At 55.0% G+C, this 13,964-nt stretch carries 12 protein-coding genes, 1 tRNA gene and 1 pseudogene; 10 read left to right on the top strand and 4 right to left on the bottom strand.

What is annotated here, in order from left to right; all coding sequences use genetic code 11:
- Position 1: 1 nt before the first annotated feature.
- Positions 2 to 982, bottom strand: coding sequence for a tRNA-modifying protein YgfZ (gene ygfZ / locus BLU64_RS11305; RefSeq protein WP_026742132.1), 981 nt, complete (start codon positions 980 to 982; stop codon positions 2 to 4).
- 232 nt (positions 983 to 1,214) lie between these two features.
- Here ygfZ and sdhE point away from each other — a divergent pair, with 232 nt between their 5' ends.
- From sdhE to rlmF, 3 genes are all read left to right on the top strand, one after another.
- Positions 1,215 to 1,481 (top strand): FAD assembly factor SdhE, encoded by a 267-nt coding sequence (gene sdhE, locus BLU64_RS11300; RefSeq protein WP_026742133.1) that lies wholly within the window; start codon positions 1,215 to 1,217, stop codon positions 1,479 to 1,481.
- Positions 1,462 to 1,878, top strand: coding sequence for a protein YgfX (locus BLU64_RS11295; RefSeq protein ID WP_026742134.1), 417 nt, complete (start codon positions 1,462 to 1,464; stop codon positions 1,876 to 1,878). The genes sdhE and BLU64_RS11295 overlap by 20 nt, the downstream gene beginning before the upstream one ends.
- A gap of 292 nt (positions 1,879 to 2,170) precedes the next feature.
- A complete protein-coding gene (gene rlmF, locus BLU64_RS11290) occupies positions 2,171 to 3,124 on the top strand; it encodes a 23S rRNA (adenine(1618)-N(6))-methyltransferase RlmF (protein ID WP_074728748.1) in 954 nt (317 codons plus the stop codon).
- A gap of 58 nt (positions 3,125 to 3,182) precedes the next feature.
- Here rlmF and fldB read toward each other — a convergent pair whose 3' ends face one another.
- On the bottom strand, positions 3,183 to 3,716 hold the full coding sequence (gene fldB, locus BLU64_RS11285; protein WP_026739682.1) for a flavodoxin FldB: 534 nt from the start codon (positions 3,714 to 3,716) through the stop codon (positions 3,183 to 3,185).
- A gap of 157 nt (positions 3,717 to 3,873) precedes the next feature.
- Entirely contained in the window at positions 3,874 to 5,202 is a 1,329-nt protein-coding gene (locus tag BLU64_RS11280) for an MFS transporter (RefSeq protein WP_074728746.1), read from the bottom strand.
- A gap of 252 nt (positions 5,203 to 5,454) precedes the next feature.
- Here BLU64_RS11280 and xerD point away from each other — a divergent pair, with 252 nt between their 5' ends.
- The 7 genes and pseudogenes from xerD to BLU64_RS17640 form a co-directional block, all read left to right on the top strand.
- A complete protein-coding gene (gene xerD, locus BLU64_RS11275) occupies positions 5,455 to 6,354 on the top strand; it encodes a site-specific tyrosine recombinase XerD (RefSeq protein WP_026742137.1) in 900 nt (299 codons plus the stop codon).
- Between the two features lie 80 nt (positions 6,355 to 6,434).
- On the top strand, positions 6,435 to 7,145 hold the full coding sequence (gene dsbC / locus BLU64_RS11270) for a bifunctional protein-disulfide isomerase/oxidoreductase DsbC (protein ID WP_026742138.1): 711 nt from the start codon (positions 6,435 to 6,437) through the stop codon (positions 7,143 to 7,145).
- Between the two features lie 7 nt (positions 7,146 to 7,152).
- Complete coding sequence (gene recJ / locus BLU64_RS11265; RefSeq protein ID WP_074728808.1) at positions 7,153 to 8,886, top strand: single-stranded-DNA-specific exonuclease RecJ; 1,734 nt, start codon at positions 7,153 to 7,155, stop codon at positions 8,884 to 8,886.
- A 162-nt stretch (positions 8,887 to 9,048) separates the two neighbouring features.
- Positions 9,049 to 10,147, top strand: a protein-coding gene (gene prfB, locus BLU64_RS11260) for a peptide chain release factor 2 (RefSeq protein WP_139171505.1) whose coding sequence is annotated in 2 segments (ribosomal slippage) — positions 9,049 to 9,123 and positions 9,125 to 10,147 — 1,098 coding nt in all. Because the reading frame shifts where the segments join, the coding sequence is not laid out codon by codon here.
- A 9-nt stretch (positions 10,148 to 10,156) separates the two neighbouring features.
- On the top strand, positions 10,157 to 11,674 hold the full coding sequence (gene lysS, locus BLU64_RS11255; protein WP_026742142.1) for a lysine--tRNA ligase: 1,518 nt from the start codon (positions 10,157 to 10,159) through the stop codon (positions 11,672 to 11,674).
- Between the two features lie 335 nt (positions 11,675 to 12,009).
- A tRNA-Gly gene (locus tag BLU64_RS11250) sits at positions 12,010 to 12,083 on the top strand.
- A 52-nt stretch (positions 12,084 to 12,135) separates the two neighbouring features.
- Positions 12,136 to 12,420: pseudogene (locus BLU64_RS17640) on the top strand (IS3 family transposase); the annotation flags it as partial.
- Positions 12,421 to 12,846: 426 nt separating this feature from the next.
- On the opposite strand, the gene BLU64_RS17015 reads toward BLU64_RS17640, so the two are convergent.
- On the bottom strand, positions 12,847 to 13,860 hold the full coding sequence (locus BLU64_RS17015) for a fimbrial protein (RefSeq protein ID WP_071999751.1): 1,014 nt from the start codon (positions 13,858 to 13,860) through the stop codon (positions 12,847 to 12,849).
- Positions 13,861 to 13,964 lie beyond the last annotated feature (104 nt).

Below are 13,964 nucleotides of genomic sequence, written 5' to 3'. Positions count from 1 at the left end.
GTTACTCTTCCAGTGAGTAGGGCAGCGGCTGAATTGACAGTGCGCTGGCGCTATCGTCGCGTACGCGCAGCTCGCTGTTGGCTTCCAAATCCTTGTTCAACACCGCCTGCACCCACAGCTGGCCGTCGTGCAAACGCGCGGACGCCAGCACGGTCCCGGTACGACGCCAGTTGTCTCCCAGCTTAAGCTCGAGATCGTCTCCTGGCGCCGGTTCAGTGTTCGACGTGCCGGCCAGCCAATACAGCGCACGCTTATTGGCGCCGCGATACTTGGCGCGCGCCACCATTTCCTGCCCTGCATAGCACCCCTTCAGGAAACTAATACCTTGTAAAGCCTGAAGATTAGTTGCCTGTGGAATGAACTGCGCGCTATTCGCCGTGTCAATCACGGGGTAGCCCGCTTCGATATCGAGCGCCAGCCACTGTTCACCGTCATGACGCGGCGTTTTCGCATCCAGCGCGTTCATTAAGATGGCCGCGCGTTCGGCTGACAGCACCAACAGGAAACGCTCGTCCGGATGCGTGAAATGCAGGAGCGTTGCGCCCGACTCCTGTACCACGGCGTTGTCGGCATCCGGTAATGCCTGAAACAGCGGGGCGAGTTGTTCCCGGATGCCTTGCCCGGCGGCGCCCAGCAGTACGCTATCGTCGTCCGCCGCAATCGTGGTTTTGGAGAAGACCGCGTACTTTTTCAGCTCGGTCAACTGTGCGTCGCGCACGCTGCGGCGTTCGATGTAGGCCAGTCCCTCGCCGTGGTGAAACAGGCGCAGCGCGCTCCACATTTTACCTTTGGCGTCGCAATGGGCGCACAGCACATGCTGGTTAGCCTGCAGCGCCGTCACGTCGGTGGTCACCTGCCCCTGAACATAGCTCACGGTGTCGGGTCCAATCAGGGTGACCAGCCCCCAGTCGTCCAGCGTCATTAGCGTGGCGGGAAGGGCGGATGACGGGAATAACGGGTGTGATGGAATTGTATTAGCCATGGTTACAGTCCTGCTATGAGGGGGATTCAGCAATCGCCTAATGGTAAAAGAGCGGCAAGGGTTTGCAAGCGCTTATTGGGCGGAGATGTCGAATGCGCGAAGCGCTACGCAGAGTGAGCGATGCCGATGCGATTCCTGCGCTAAAATATGTCAAAGTATTACTATTGGTTTAATATCATCGAACAAAATAGGGTTACACTGAAGTCCATGACTGAACAAAGTGAGCGATCATATGGATATCAATGATAAATCACGCATCCACTGGGCTTGTCGGCGCGGCATGCGTGAACTGGATATTTCCATCATGCCGTTTTTCGAGCATGACTACGATGCGTTGAACGATAGCGACAAAAGCGCTTTTGTCCGCCTGCTGCAATGCGACGATCCCGATCTGTTCAACTGGCTGATGAACCACGGCGAGCCATCAGATCAGGCGCTTAAACGCATGGTTTCCCTTATTCAGACGCGAAATAAACACCGTGGCCCAGTGGCAATGTGATCTCAAAGTTTCCTGGCGCATGCAGCTGCTCTCTCTGCTGGCGCACGGCATTATGGTGTTCTTGATTCTGCTGGCCCCGTGGCCGAGCGGATATGCGCCGCTATGGCTGGGGCTGGTGTCGCTGGTGATGTTCGGATTCATTCGCAGTCAGCGCAATATCAAATCCCGACACGGCGCAATATCGCTGTATGGCGAACAGCATCTGCGCTGGCAGCAGCGTGAGTGGCGTATCGTCAAACGTCCGTGGATGCTTAAAAACGGTATTCTGCTGTCGCTGCGCGCGGCGGACGGCGCGGCGCTGGAACAGCGTCTGTGGATCTCATCGGACAGTATGGGGCGGGATGAGTGGCGGCACCTGCGCCAGCTTTTGCTGCAAAAGGACAACTGCGCAGGATAATTACGCATACTGTGACTTTTGTTCCGTAGCGTAATGACCGCCGCCGTACGGAAATTTGCCGCATTGATTCACAGACCACCCAAAAACTCGGCCTTTGAGCGACTCTCCTCCGGCGATCTTGCCGCCCTTCAATCGTTGAGCACTTCTGGCACTTGGTTCGAACAGTCTCGCTCGTCGCTGATGGGCGAAGAAATCGGAGCCATTAGGTCTGGGGGCGAGAAAAATGCCCGCAGCGATTTACGCCATTTGCCGCAGCGGGTATCTTACGCGTCGTTCAACAAGAGAGAAGCTGATGACCACGCCTGCACAAAAACGCGCCGCGCAGAAAAACATGCTGCATCCACGCAACCGCCATCGCGGCCGCTACGATTTCACCGCCCTGAAACTTACGCATCCTGCGTTGACCCCGTTCGTTCATGTGAACGACTATGGCGACGAGTCGATCGATTTTGCCAATCCGGACGCGGTCAAAATGCTGAATCAGGCGCTGTTGCATGAGTTCTATCAGATTGAACACTGGTATTTACCCGAGGGGTTCCTTTGCCCGCCGATCCCCGGACGGGCGGACTATGTTCATCACCTCGCGGATTTGCTGGCCGAGGATAATCAGTCTCAGGTGCCGCGCGACGCCTCCATACTGGATATCGGATGCGGCGCCAACTGCATTTACCCGCTGATCGGCCACCGGGAATACGACTGGCGCTTCACCGGCAGTGAAATCAATGCGCAGGCCATGCAGGCGGCCAACGCGACCATTGCCGCCAACCCCGGCCTAAGCCGGGCTATCCGTCTGCGCCGTCAGAAAGACCATCAGGCCATCCTCAACGGCATCATCCACAAAAATGAGATTTTTGACGCGTCGCTGTGCAATCCGCCTTTCCATGCTTCGGCCAACGAGGCGAAGCAAGGGTCACGCCGGAAGCTGCATAACCTCGGTCTGGACAAACGATCGCCGCTCAATTTCGGCGGGCAGGAAGAGGAACTGTGGTGTGAAGGCGGTGAGAAAGCGTTTATCACGCAAATGATCCGCGAAAGCGCGGTCTTTTCACGTCAATGCCTATGGTTTACGTCGCTGGTTTCGCGCAAAGAGAATCTGCCCGATTTGTATCGGGTGTTGGATGAGGTCGGTGCCGAGAGCGTTAAAACCGTGGATATGGCGCAGGGACAGAAGCAGAGCCGCTTCGTCGCCTGGAGTTTCTTCACGCCAGCCGCTCGCGCCAAGTGGTGGGCGCAGAAGCGTCGTTAACTATCTCAAAAGCGCGGGGCGACGGTTTATCGAGACAACCATCGCCCGACGGCGCACGTTACGCCTGCTCGGATTGGCGTAATGCTTTGAGTTCCTGCAGGATCTGCTCACACCATTGCTGGATGCGGTCTTCACTCATGTCGTACTGATTCACCTCGTCCAGCGCCAGCCCGACGAAGTGCTTGCCGTCGGGCGTCAGAGGCTTGGTGCTGATGAAATCATACTCGTCGGTCGGCCAGTAGCCGATGAAGCGCACGCCCAGCGGTTGTAGCTGCTCATGCAGCATACCCAGCGCATCCAGAAACCACTCGCTGTATCCCAACTGATCGCCCATGCCATAAAGTGCGACGATCTTTCCCTGTAGTTTCAGCGTCGGCAGGTGCTGCCAAATGGCTTCCCAATCCTCCTGAATTTCGCCGAAGTCCCAGGTCGGAATGCCGAGTATCAGCGCTTCATAGTCTTCCATACGTTGGGGATCGACGTCTTTGACGTTGTTCAGTTCGATCATATCCGCACCCAGGATGTCGCGGATTTTCTCTGCCGCCATTTCGGTGTAGCAGGTGCTGGAGCCGTAAAAAAGTCCTATCTTCATAAGCCGTCAGTGTGTTGGGAAAGTGAATGTAAGGCGATGCCGCAGCGCCGCACCGCACAGTCAGGGCGTTAGTCTGGCGAAGTATACTACGCCCGTAAAGCACAAATGACCGTGGGGAAAGCATCGGGGCGAAGACAGGCGCCTTCGCCCGTGATGTTTAATCGAGGGACTGGTGACGTGTTTCTTTGACGAGCAGCAGCGCAATCAGCGTCAACGTGGCCATGGCGGCCAGATAGAGGCCGACGTAGAACAGCCCGTAGTTGCTGGTCAGCCAGGCGGCGATATAAGGCGCGACCGAGGCGCCCAGAATCGAGGACACGTTATAGGAGAAGGAAGCGCCGGTGTAGCGGACTTCCGTCGGGAAGAGTTCCGGCAGCAGCGCACCCATTGGCCCGAACGTAAAGCCCATCATGCTCAGACCCAGTACCAAAAACGCCATCACTAACCCCTGTTCGCCGGAACCCAGCAGGAAGGGGAATACGAAAGCGAACACCAGCATGCTGCAGGTCACGACGATCATGGTGCGACGTCGGCCGTAGATGTCGGCCAGATAGCCGGCGACCGGGATCATCAGACCGAAGCCAATCACCGCTATCATCAGCATCCACAGGAAATTGTTGCGCGGAATACCTAATCCGGCCGGAATCGGCGAGGTACCGTAGGTCATGGAGTAAACGGTCATGATATAAAACAGCGTGTAGGTCGCCAACATGATGAACGTGCCGAGGATCGTCGCTTTCAGATGTTTGCTCAGCAGCGTCCCCATCGGGATCCGCACTTTCTTACCCGCCTGTTCGGCTTTGGCGAAGACCGGCGATTCGTGCAGGGAAACGCGGACATACAGCCCGATCAGCACCAGAATCGCAGAGAAAATAAACGGTACGCGCCAGCCCCACTGCATGAACTGTTCTTCGGTCAGCAGCCAGGACAGCAGCAGGAAAGTGCCGTTGGCGAAGAAGAAGCCAATCGGCGCGCCCAGCTGGGGGAAAGAGCCGTACAGGGCGCGCTTGTGCGCCGGCGCATTTTCCGTCGCAAGCAGCGCCGCGCCGCCCCATTCTCCGCCGAGACCAAGACCCTGACCAAAGCGAGCCAGCGCCAGCAGCATTGGCGCCAGGATACCAATCGTTTGGTAGCTCGGCAGCAGGCCGATGGCGACGGTGGAAATCCCCATCGTCAGCAGCGAAGCCACCAGCGTAGCTTTTCGTCCGACCCGGTCCCCAAAGTGCCCGAATAGGGCGGAACCGATGGGGCGAGCGATAAAAGCAATCGCGAACGTCGCCAGTGACTGGAGTGTTGCGGCAGCGTTATCACCCTGTGGGAAAAAGATGTGCGGGAAAATCAGCACCGCGGCGGTAGCATAGATATAGAAATCAAAGAATTCGATGGCAGTGCCGACCAGAGAAGCAACCACAACCTTATTACGGGAGTTGACGGGGGCGTCTGGTCTCTGATTGTCATCAACGGCGGATGCGACGGAGGATTGCATAGTTTTTTCAGTTTTTTAACAACAAGAATGGGTATTCTATGCATAGAAAATGCTTATTTTCAAACCACCAAGCCGCGTCTGGCGCGGGCTGCGCTGGGAACTGTCCCGCTTTTCCCCCGATTCATAAGATATAATCCCTTGCGCCGCATTTTTTGCCGCAGGATATGACAAAAATAAAAGCAATTACCGAATTGTACCCCGTTCACGCGCTGTCAGGCATAATAGTCCCCGCATGAAACAGAGGAGGCCGCCATGCAGACACCGGATCACCCCCTGATCGAACAGTTTCTGGATGCATTGTGGCTGGAACGAAATCTGGCGGAAAACACGCTGGCTTCCTACCGACAGGATCTGCGCTCTTTGGCGGACTGGCTGGCGCACCATGATAAAAGCCTGTTGCAGGCGGAAGCCGTGGACCTGCAGGCTTTTCTGGCTGAACGACTGGAGGGCGGTTACAAGGCGACCAGCTCTGCGCGTCTGTTAAGCGCCACCCGGCGACTTTTTCAGTATCTTTACCGCGAAAAGCAACGCTCGGACGATCCCAGCGCGGCGCTCTCGTCTCCCAAACTGCCGCAGCGATTGCCGAAGGATTTAACGGAGGCGCAGGTCGACGCGTTGCTCAATGCCCCCTGTGTCGACAAACCTCTTGAACTGCGCGACAAAGCGATGCTGGAAGTTCTGTACGCCACCGGCCTGCGGGTCTCGGAGCTGGTGGGACTGACCATCAGCGATGTCAGCCTGCGTCAGGGCGTGGTGCGCGTGATCGGCAAAGGCAACAAAGAGCGTCTGGTGCCGCTGGGAGAAGAGGCGGTGCACTGGATGGAACAGTATCTGGAATACGGTCGCCCCTGGCTTATCAACGATAAGCCGATCGACGTGATGTTTCCCAGCAGCCGAGGGCAGCAGATGACCCGCCAGACCTTCTGGCATCGCATCAAACATTATGCGGTCATCGCCGCTATTGACAGCGCCAAACTTTCTCCGCATGTTTTGCGTCATGCTTTTGCCACGCATTTACTGAACCATGGCGCGGATTTACGCGTAGTACAAATGCTGTTGGGGCACAGCGACCTGTCCACCACGCAGATCTACACGCACGTCGCCACGGCACGCCTGAAGCAGCTGCACCAGCAGCATCATCCCCGGGCGTGATTGACAGATGAATCATGGGGTGGGGCGGCGTCAGCCATGTCGGCTGCATACGAGGCCTCATCCAATAACAGGATCAATTTATGAAAAAGAGTGCATTACTGCTTTCTCTGCTTGTCGTCGCCATGAGCGCCAGCGCGGACGACGCCGCCATCCAACAGTCACTGACCCGTCTGGGTATGCAAAATGCGGAAATTCAGGCGGCGCCTATCCCAGGAATGAAGACCCTCCTGACCGATAATGGCGTGCTATACATCACCGATGACGGCAAACACCTGTTGCAAGGCCCGTTGTATGACGTGAGCGGTAAAAATCCGGTCAACGTCACCAATTCTATTCTGATGGGTAAGCTGGAAGCGCTGAAGGATCAGATGATTGTGTACAAGGCGGCGCAGGAAAAGCATGTGATCACGGTGTTTACCGATATCACCTGCGGTTACTGCCGCAAACTGCACGAGCAGATGAACGACTACAATGCGCTGGGCATCACCGTCCGCTATCTGGCTTTCCCGCGTCAGGGCGCAGGCTCTCAGACGGAAAAGGATATGCAATCCATCTGGTGCGTAGCCGACCGCAAAAAAGCGTTTGATGCGGCGATGAAAGGCGACGATATCTCGCCCGCGACCTGCAAAACCGATATCTCCGCGCACTATCAGCTCGGCATCTTGTTCGGCGTTCAGGGAACGCCAGCCATCGTGCTGGACGACGGCTCTGTAATCCCGGGTTATCAGGATCCGAAAGAGATGGCCGCCATGCTGCAGGCGCATAAAGCCTCCCAGAAGTCGGGTGGTTAAGCGCCCCGTGACTTTCGTAACTCAGCTCTGCCGCCGTCCGGCGGTAGAGAGTCATCATCTTCCCGACACATTGCCGCCGCTGCTGCGTCGGCTTTACGCCCAGCGCGGCGTTCAGGCTGCGCAGGAGCTGGAACGCAGCCTGCGCGGCCTGCTGGACTATCGACAGCTTTCGGGGATCGACAAGGCGGTAGATTGTCTGCAAGCGGCGCTGGCGGAGCAGCGCCGTATCGTGATCGTCGGCGACTTCGACGCGGACGGCGCGACCAGTACAGCCCTGGCCGTGCTGGCGCTGCGTCGGATGGGCGGTCAGCATATCGACTTCCTAGTGCCTAACCGTTTTGAAGACGGCTACGGCCTCAGCCCCGAGGTGGTCGCCCAGGCGGCGGCCAAAGGCGCGCAGCTGATCGTCACCGTCGACAATGGGATCTCTTCCCATGCAGGCGTAGACGATGCGCATCAGCGCGGGATTGATGTGCTGGTGACGGATCATCATCTGCCGGGCGAAACCCTGCCCGCGGCGGAGGCTATCATCAACCCTAATCTGGCGGATTGCGCCTTCACGTCCAAGGCCCTCGCGGGCGTGGGGGTGGCGTTCTATCTGATGATGGCGCTGCGGGCGCGGCTGCGCGACGGCGGCTGGTTTGAACAGCACGGCTTGTCTGAGCCTAATCTGGCAGAGCTGCTGGATCTGGTCGCGCTGGGTACGGTGGCGGACGTGGTGCCGCTGGATGCCAACAATCGGATCCTGGTGGCCCAGGGCCTGAACCGCATCCGCGCGGGTAAATGCAGACCGGGCATTCGCGCGTTGCTGGAAGTTTCTAACCGAGAGGCGACTCAGCTCGTCGCCAGCGATTTGGGCTTTGCCCTCGGGCCGCGCCTGAACGCCGCCGGACGGCTGGATGATATGTCCGTCGGCGTGGCGCTGTTGCTGTGTGAGGACATCGTAGAGGCGCGGATGCTGGCGAGCGATCTCGATGCGCTTAATCAGACTCGGCGCGAGATCGAGCAGGGGATGCAGGTCGAGGCGCTGCAACTGTGCGAACAATTGGAACGCAGCAGCGAGACGCTGCCCTGCGGGCTGGCGATGTACCATCCGGAGTGGCATCAGGGCGTCGTCGGCATTCTGGCGTCTCGCATCAAAGAGCGTTTCCATCGCCCGGTCATTGCGTTCGCCCCTGCGGGCGACGGCATACTGAAAGGCTCAGGCCGCTCGGTTGCGGGCCTGCACCTGCGCGACGCGCTGGAGCGGTTGGACACCACCTGTCCCGGCCTGATGATGAAGTTCGGCGGGCATGCGATGGCCGCCGGGCTGTCGCTGGAAGAAGCGCGTTTTGAGGAGTTTCGCCAGCGCTTCGGCGAACTGGTCGGCGAGTGGCTGGATGCCTCTCAGCTACAGGGCGTCATCTGGTCCGACGGCGAACTGGCCGCCCCCGAGTTGACGCTGAGTACCGCGCAGCTGCTGCGGGAAGCCGGTCCCTGGGGGCAGACATTCCCCGAGCCGACATTTGACGGCCGCTTCCGCCTGTTGCAACAGCGTCTGGTGGGAGAACGTCATCTCAAAGTGATGGTGGAACCGCTGGCGGGCGGACCTTTGCTGGACGGCATCGCGTTCAACGTGGATACCACGCAGTGGCCGGACAGCAGTGTCCGGCAGGTGGAACTGGCCTATAAGCTGGATGTGAATGAGTATCGCGGCAAGCGTTCGGTGCAGCTGCTAATCGAACATTTGTGGCCGCTGTAATGCAAGCTTTCTGCCGAGCCGGGCGGGCGTCGCGGTATCTTTTCGACACGCCCGCCCGCTGCTAAAAACTGAACGGATTGCTATAAACCCCGACGTGGATCCGTTACAATTCGCCGTTTGAATACACGTCGTCCCTTTGACCAACAAAAGATCTTAAACATCATGTTTGAAATTAATCCGGTAAAAAACCGAATTCAGGACCTGTCTGAGCGGACAGCAGTTCTGAGGGGGTATCTTTGACTACGATGCCAAGAAAGAACGCCTTGAAGAAGTAAACGCCGAACTGGAACAGCCGGACGTTTGGAACGAGCCAGAACGCGCTCAGGCGCTGGGTAAAGAACGCTCCTCTCTGGAAGCGATCGTCGACACCATCGACCAAATGACGCAGGGGCTGGAAGATGTCTCCGGTCTGCTGGAATTGGCGGTGGAAGAAGACGACGAAGACACCTTCAACGAAACCTGCGCCGAACTCGACGGTCTGGAAAATAAACTCAGCCAGTTGGAATTTCGCCGCATGTTCTCCGGCGAGTACGACAGCGCCGACTGCTATCTCGACATCCAGGCGGGTTCAGGCGGTACGGAAGCGCAGGACTGGGCCAGCATGCTGGTGCGTATGTACTTGCGCTGGGCGGAAGCTAAAGGCTTCAAAACCGAAATCATTGAAGAATCAGATGGTGAAGTGGCCGGGATCAAATCCGCGACCCTCAAAATCATCGGCGATTATGCCTTCGGCTGGCTGCGGACGGAAACCGGCGTGCATCGCCTGGTGCGTAAAAGCCCGTTCGACTCCGGCGGCCGCCGTCACACGTCCTTCAGCTCGGCATTCGTCTATCCCGAAGTGGACGACGATATTGATATCGAAATCAACCCGGCCGACTTGCGTATCGACGTCTATCGCGCCTCCGGCGCCGGTGGTCAGCACGTTAACCGGACCGAGTCCGCGGTGCGTATCACCCATATACCGACCAACATCGTTACCCAGTGTCAGAACGACCGTTCGCAGCATAAAAACAAAGATCAGGCGATGAAACAGCTGAAAGCCAAGCTGTACGAGTTTGAGATGCAAAAGAAAAATGCTGAAAAACAGGCGCTGGAAGACAACAAGTCCGACATTGGCTGGGGAAGCCAGATTCGCTCTTATGTGCTGGATGATTCGCGCATTAAAGACCTGCGTACCGGGGTGGAAACACGCAACACCCAGGCGGTGCTCGACGGCGATCTGGACAAATTTATTGAAGCAAGTTTAAAAGCGGGGCTATAAGGAATCCACATGTCTGAACCACAATCTCAGGGTGCCGAACAGGCGCAGGATCTTAATAACGAACTCAAGGCGCGTCGCGAAAAGCTGTCCGCTCTGCGTGAAAACGGCGTGGCCTTCCCGAACGATTTTCGTCGTGATACGACCTCCGATTTGCTGCACGCCAGCTACGATGAAAAAGACAACGAAGAGCTGGAGCCGCTGGGTCTGGAAGTGACCGTCGCCGGGCGTATGATGACCCGCCGCATCATGGGGAAAGCCTCTTTTGTGACGCTGCAGGACGTGGGCGGACGCATTCAGCTGTACGTCTCCCGTGATGACCTGCCGGAAGGCGTTTACAACACACAGTTCAAAAAGTGGGACCTGGGCGATATCCTGGGCGCGCGCGGAAAACTGTTCAAAACCAAGACCGGCGAGCTGTCCATTCACTGTACCGAACTGCGTTTGTTGACCAAAGCGCTGCGCCCGCTGCCGGACAAATTCCACGGTCTGGCCGATCAGGAAACGCGTTACCGCCAGCGTTATCTGGACCTGATCGCCAACGATGAATCCCGCAACACATTCCGCATTCGCTCTCAGGTGATGGCGTCTATCCGTCGTTTCATGGTCGAAAAAGGCTTCATGGAAGTGGAAACGCCGATGATGCAGGTGATCCCGGGCGGTGCCTCAGCGCGTCCGTTTATCACGCATCACAACGCGCTGGACATCGATATGTACCTGCGTATCGCGCCTGAGCTGTACCTGAAACGCCTGGTGGTCGGCGGGTTCGAACGCGTATTCGAAATCAACCGTAACTTCCGTAACGAAGGGATTTCACCGCGTCATAATCCTGAATTCACCATGATGGAACTTTATATGGCCTACGCCGACTATAAAGACCTGATTGTGTTGACGGAAACGCTGTTCCGCACCCTGACTCAGGACGTGCTGGGCACCACCACGGTGGAATACGGCGACCAGACCTTCGATTTCGGCAAGCCGTTTGAAAAGCTGACGATGCGTGAAGCGATCTGCAAATACCGCCCTGAAACTGACGTGGCGGACCTGGACGATCTGGAAAAAGCTACGGCGATCGCACAGTCCCTGGGCATCAAGATCGAGAAAAGCTGGGGGCTGGGCCGCATCGTGACCGAGATCTTCGAAGAAACGGCGGAAAGCAACCTGATCCAGCCGACCTTCATCACCGAATATCCAGCGGAAGTGTCGCCGCTGGCGCGACGTAACGACGAAAATCCGGAGATCACCGATCGCTTTGAATTCTTCATCGGCGGCCGTGAGATCGGCAACGGCTTCTCCGAGCTGAACGATGCGGAAGATCAGGCGGAGCGTTTCGCTCAGCAGGTGAGTGCGAAGGATGCCGGCGACGACGAAGCGATGTTCTATGACGAAGACTATGTCACCGCGCTGGAGCACGGCATGCCGCCGACGGCGGGTCTGGGCATCGGTATCGACCGTATGGTAATGCTGTTCACCAACAGCCACACCATCCGCGACGTGATTCTGTTCCCGGCCATGCGCCCGCAGAAATAATGACGATGACGGCCTCATGGTGTGAGGCCGTCAGTTCAGCACGGTATGAGGAATGCTGTGCTGTTATAAACGACTTCACCTCACGCTCTGCGTGGGGTTTTTTCTTTTTGTGGGTTCTGAATAATTTTTGTCGCGCACGGGCTAACGATTGGGCTTGCCTCTAATCTAGGAAGAGAAACGCTGCTGGCTTGATGATCGTTGCTGGACCTCTGGCGCAAGCCTTCGCACCTTAATTTCTTTTTTTAGCGCATTTAATTGCTTAAAACACAGTCAGTTTGACGGGTTTTTATCTTGCCCGGCAAACAGATAGCGCTATAATGCGGGCACTTCTCCGTGCGGGCGTAGTTCAATGGCAGAACGAGAGCTTCCCAAGCTCTATACGAGGGTTCGATTCCCTTCGCCCGCTCCATGACCTTCTTAATGTACTGAATCCTAAGGGATATGGCTTCAAGCCTCCTTACAGAGTTACTTACTGTAACCCTATTCGGTCGCGATGCGAGGGCTGGTGGGTTGACCACAAGAAAACACACCGCATCCATTATTTCCTGTAAGGTCTCAATCTGCGCAGAAAGCGCCCTCGCAGGCATGCCTGTGCAGCACGTCGCCAGCAGCGGCCGGCCCTGACACACATCGATCAGTGCTGGAGTCTGGATTTCGTGTCGGATAATCTGTTTAACGGGCGGCGTTTCCAAGTGCTGACTGCCGTGGATAATTTGGGTCGGGAGTGTCTTGCGATGATGTACGGGCTGATAACTAAAATTAAACCTTTTTCTTATCACGTTATCATATATTTTTTCGTGTAAGTGTTTTTCATATTTTCATGTAATAAAAAGGTAAAATGATCATAAAAATAAGTTTGAAAATTAAATTGTTTTTAAAAATTAACGTGGTTGCGTTTTTCTTTGCGAAATAAATCATCACGTTATTCATTAGTGTTAGTGAAAATAATCGCCACCAATTTATTTTAATTTTTATTTGATGGTCACTCCTACCATAATAAACGACAGTTTTTTATATTCCAGATTGATAACTTTAATAGCTTCAATCATGAGTTACCAGAAGATAAAAACAAGTACTGTTTCCTTTATCAGAACACTAGACTTGCGGCCATCATAAACCGCTAGGAAAAATGGACTAGTGTATATTAAATTTTCTCTGGTGAATGTGTCATATTATTCATACTCCAAGGTGAAATTGACCGTAGTATCCACGCTTCCTGCCGTCACCGTGTTAGTGGTCTGGTATAACCGGGCTTTAAAATCATAGTCGGTCGCAGAGGTGGACGTTACCGTCCCCAAAGAAACTGCGGTATCCGGTGTAATGGCGATATTATCATAGAGCAGTTGAATACCTACGCCCGTCGCTGTGCCGCTGTCATTGGCAAAAATATTATTGTTGTTACTGTCGACCGTGCCTGAAAACGTTATATTAGGGACTAATGATGACGAGCAGGTCAAGTTTATAGTAAAATCTGTTGTGTTTGATGTACTGCCAGCCGCCTTCAAGTTTTGCGTATACATAGTTCCTAAATCTACTGAAGTGTCGTAAGTATTCACCTCACAGGAAGCGCTTGTCACTTCTGTTGTGCCACTAAGGTAAATAAGCCAGGTACTCTCGCTACTTGAATTGGTGGAGTCATAATTAAAGCGTAACCGCGCTGTGACGCCACTTAAGTCAAGTGAACCCGACTCTACGGAATTCCCAATGACAACCAATTCAAGATACGTATATTGTTCATAGCTGGTTGTCTGTGAGCCGAGCCAATAATAAGATGGCTGTGCAGTTGATACGCTATAATATTGCTCAATTCCCGACTGAGCTGGTGTTTGAAACACTCCACGCAAACGAAACCCCAAGCCTGTTATACCGGTTTCGTATACGTTGTTACCATACGATGATAATGTTGGAGATGTGGCATATTCAGATGCAAAGGCTGATGTGCTGGACTTACCATCTTTCATCGATGTTGATATTGCATCTGATGTGTATACTATCGTTCCAATCTCAGTGTTGGCCGGTATGACTAACGACGACGGCAATGTAATAGTTGATGACGTAGGATCATAAACACCCTCTGCAGAGACTAAGCCGATTATTCCTTGTGCTACAAAAGCAATAAAGAAAAGAGCCGTTTTGGACATTATCTTTCCGATAATGAAATTATCCCAAGTTACTTTATTAATCACTTTAACCACTCCTATATTACAGGGTTTTTATTTCTGGTTCGGGTATTATTGATATTAAAGATGAGTTAGAACTATAAATAACCGTGCCGTTTTTTTATGTGAGG

Origin of the sequence: Lonsdalea quercina (assembly GCF_900107885.1) — a bacterium.
Lineage (GTDB): Bacteria > Pseudomonadota > Gammaproteobacteria > Enterobacterales > Enterobacteriaceae > Lonsdalea > Lonsdalea quercina.
Note: the sequence above shows the minus strand (reverse complement) of the source record. Positions and strands in the feature narration are given on the sequence as shown.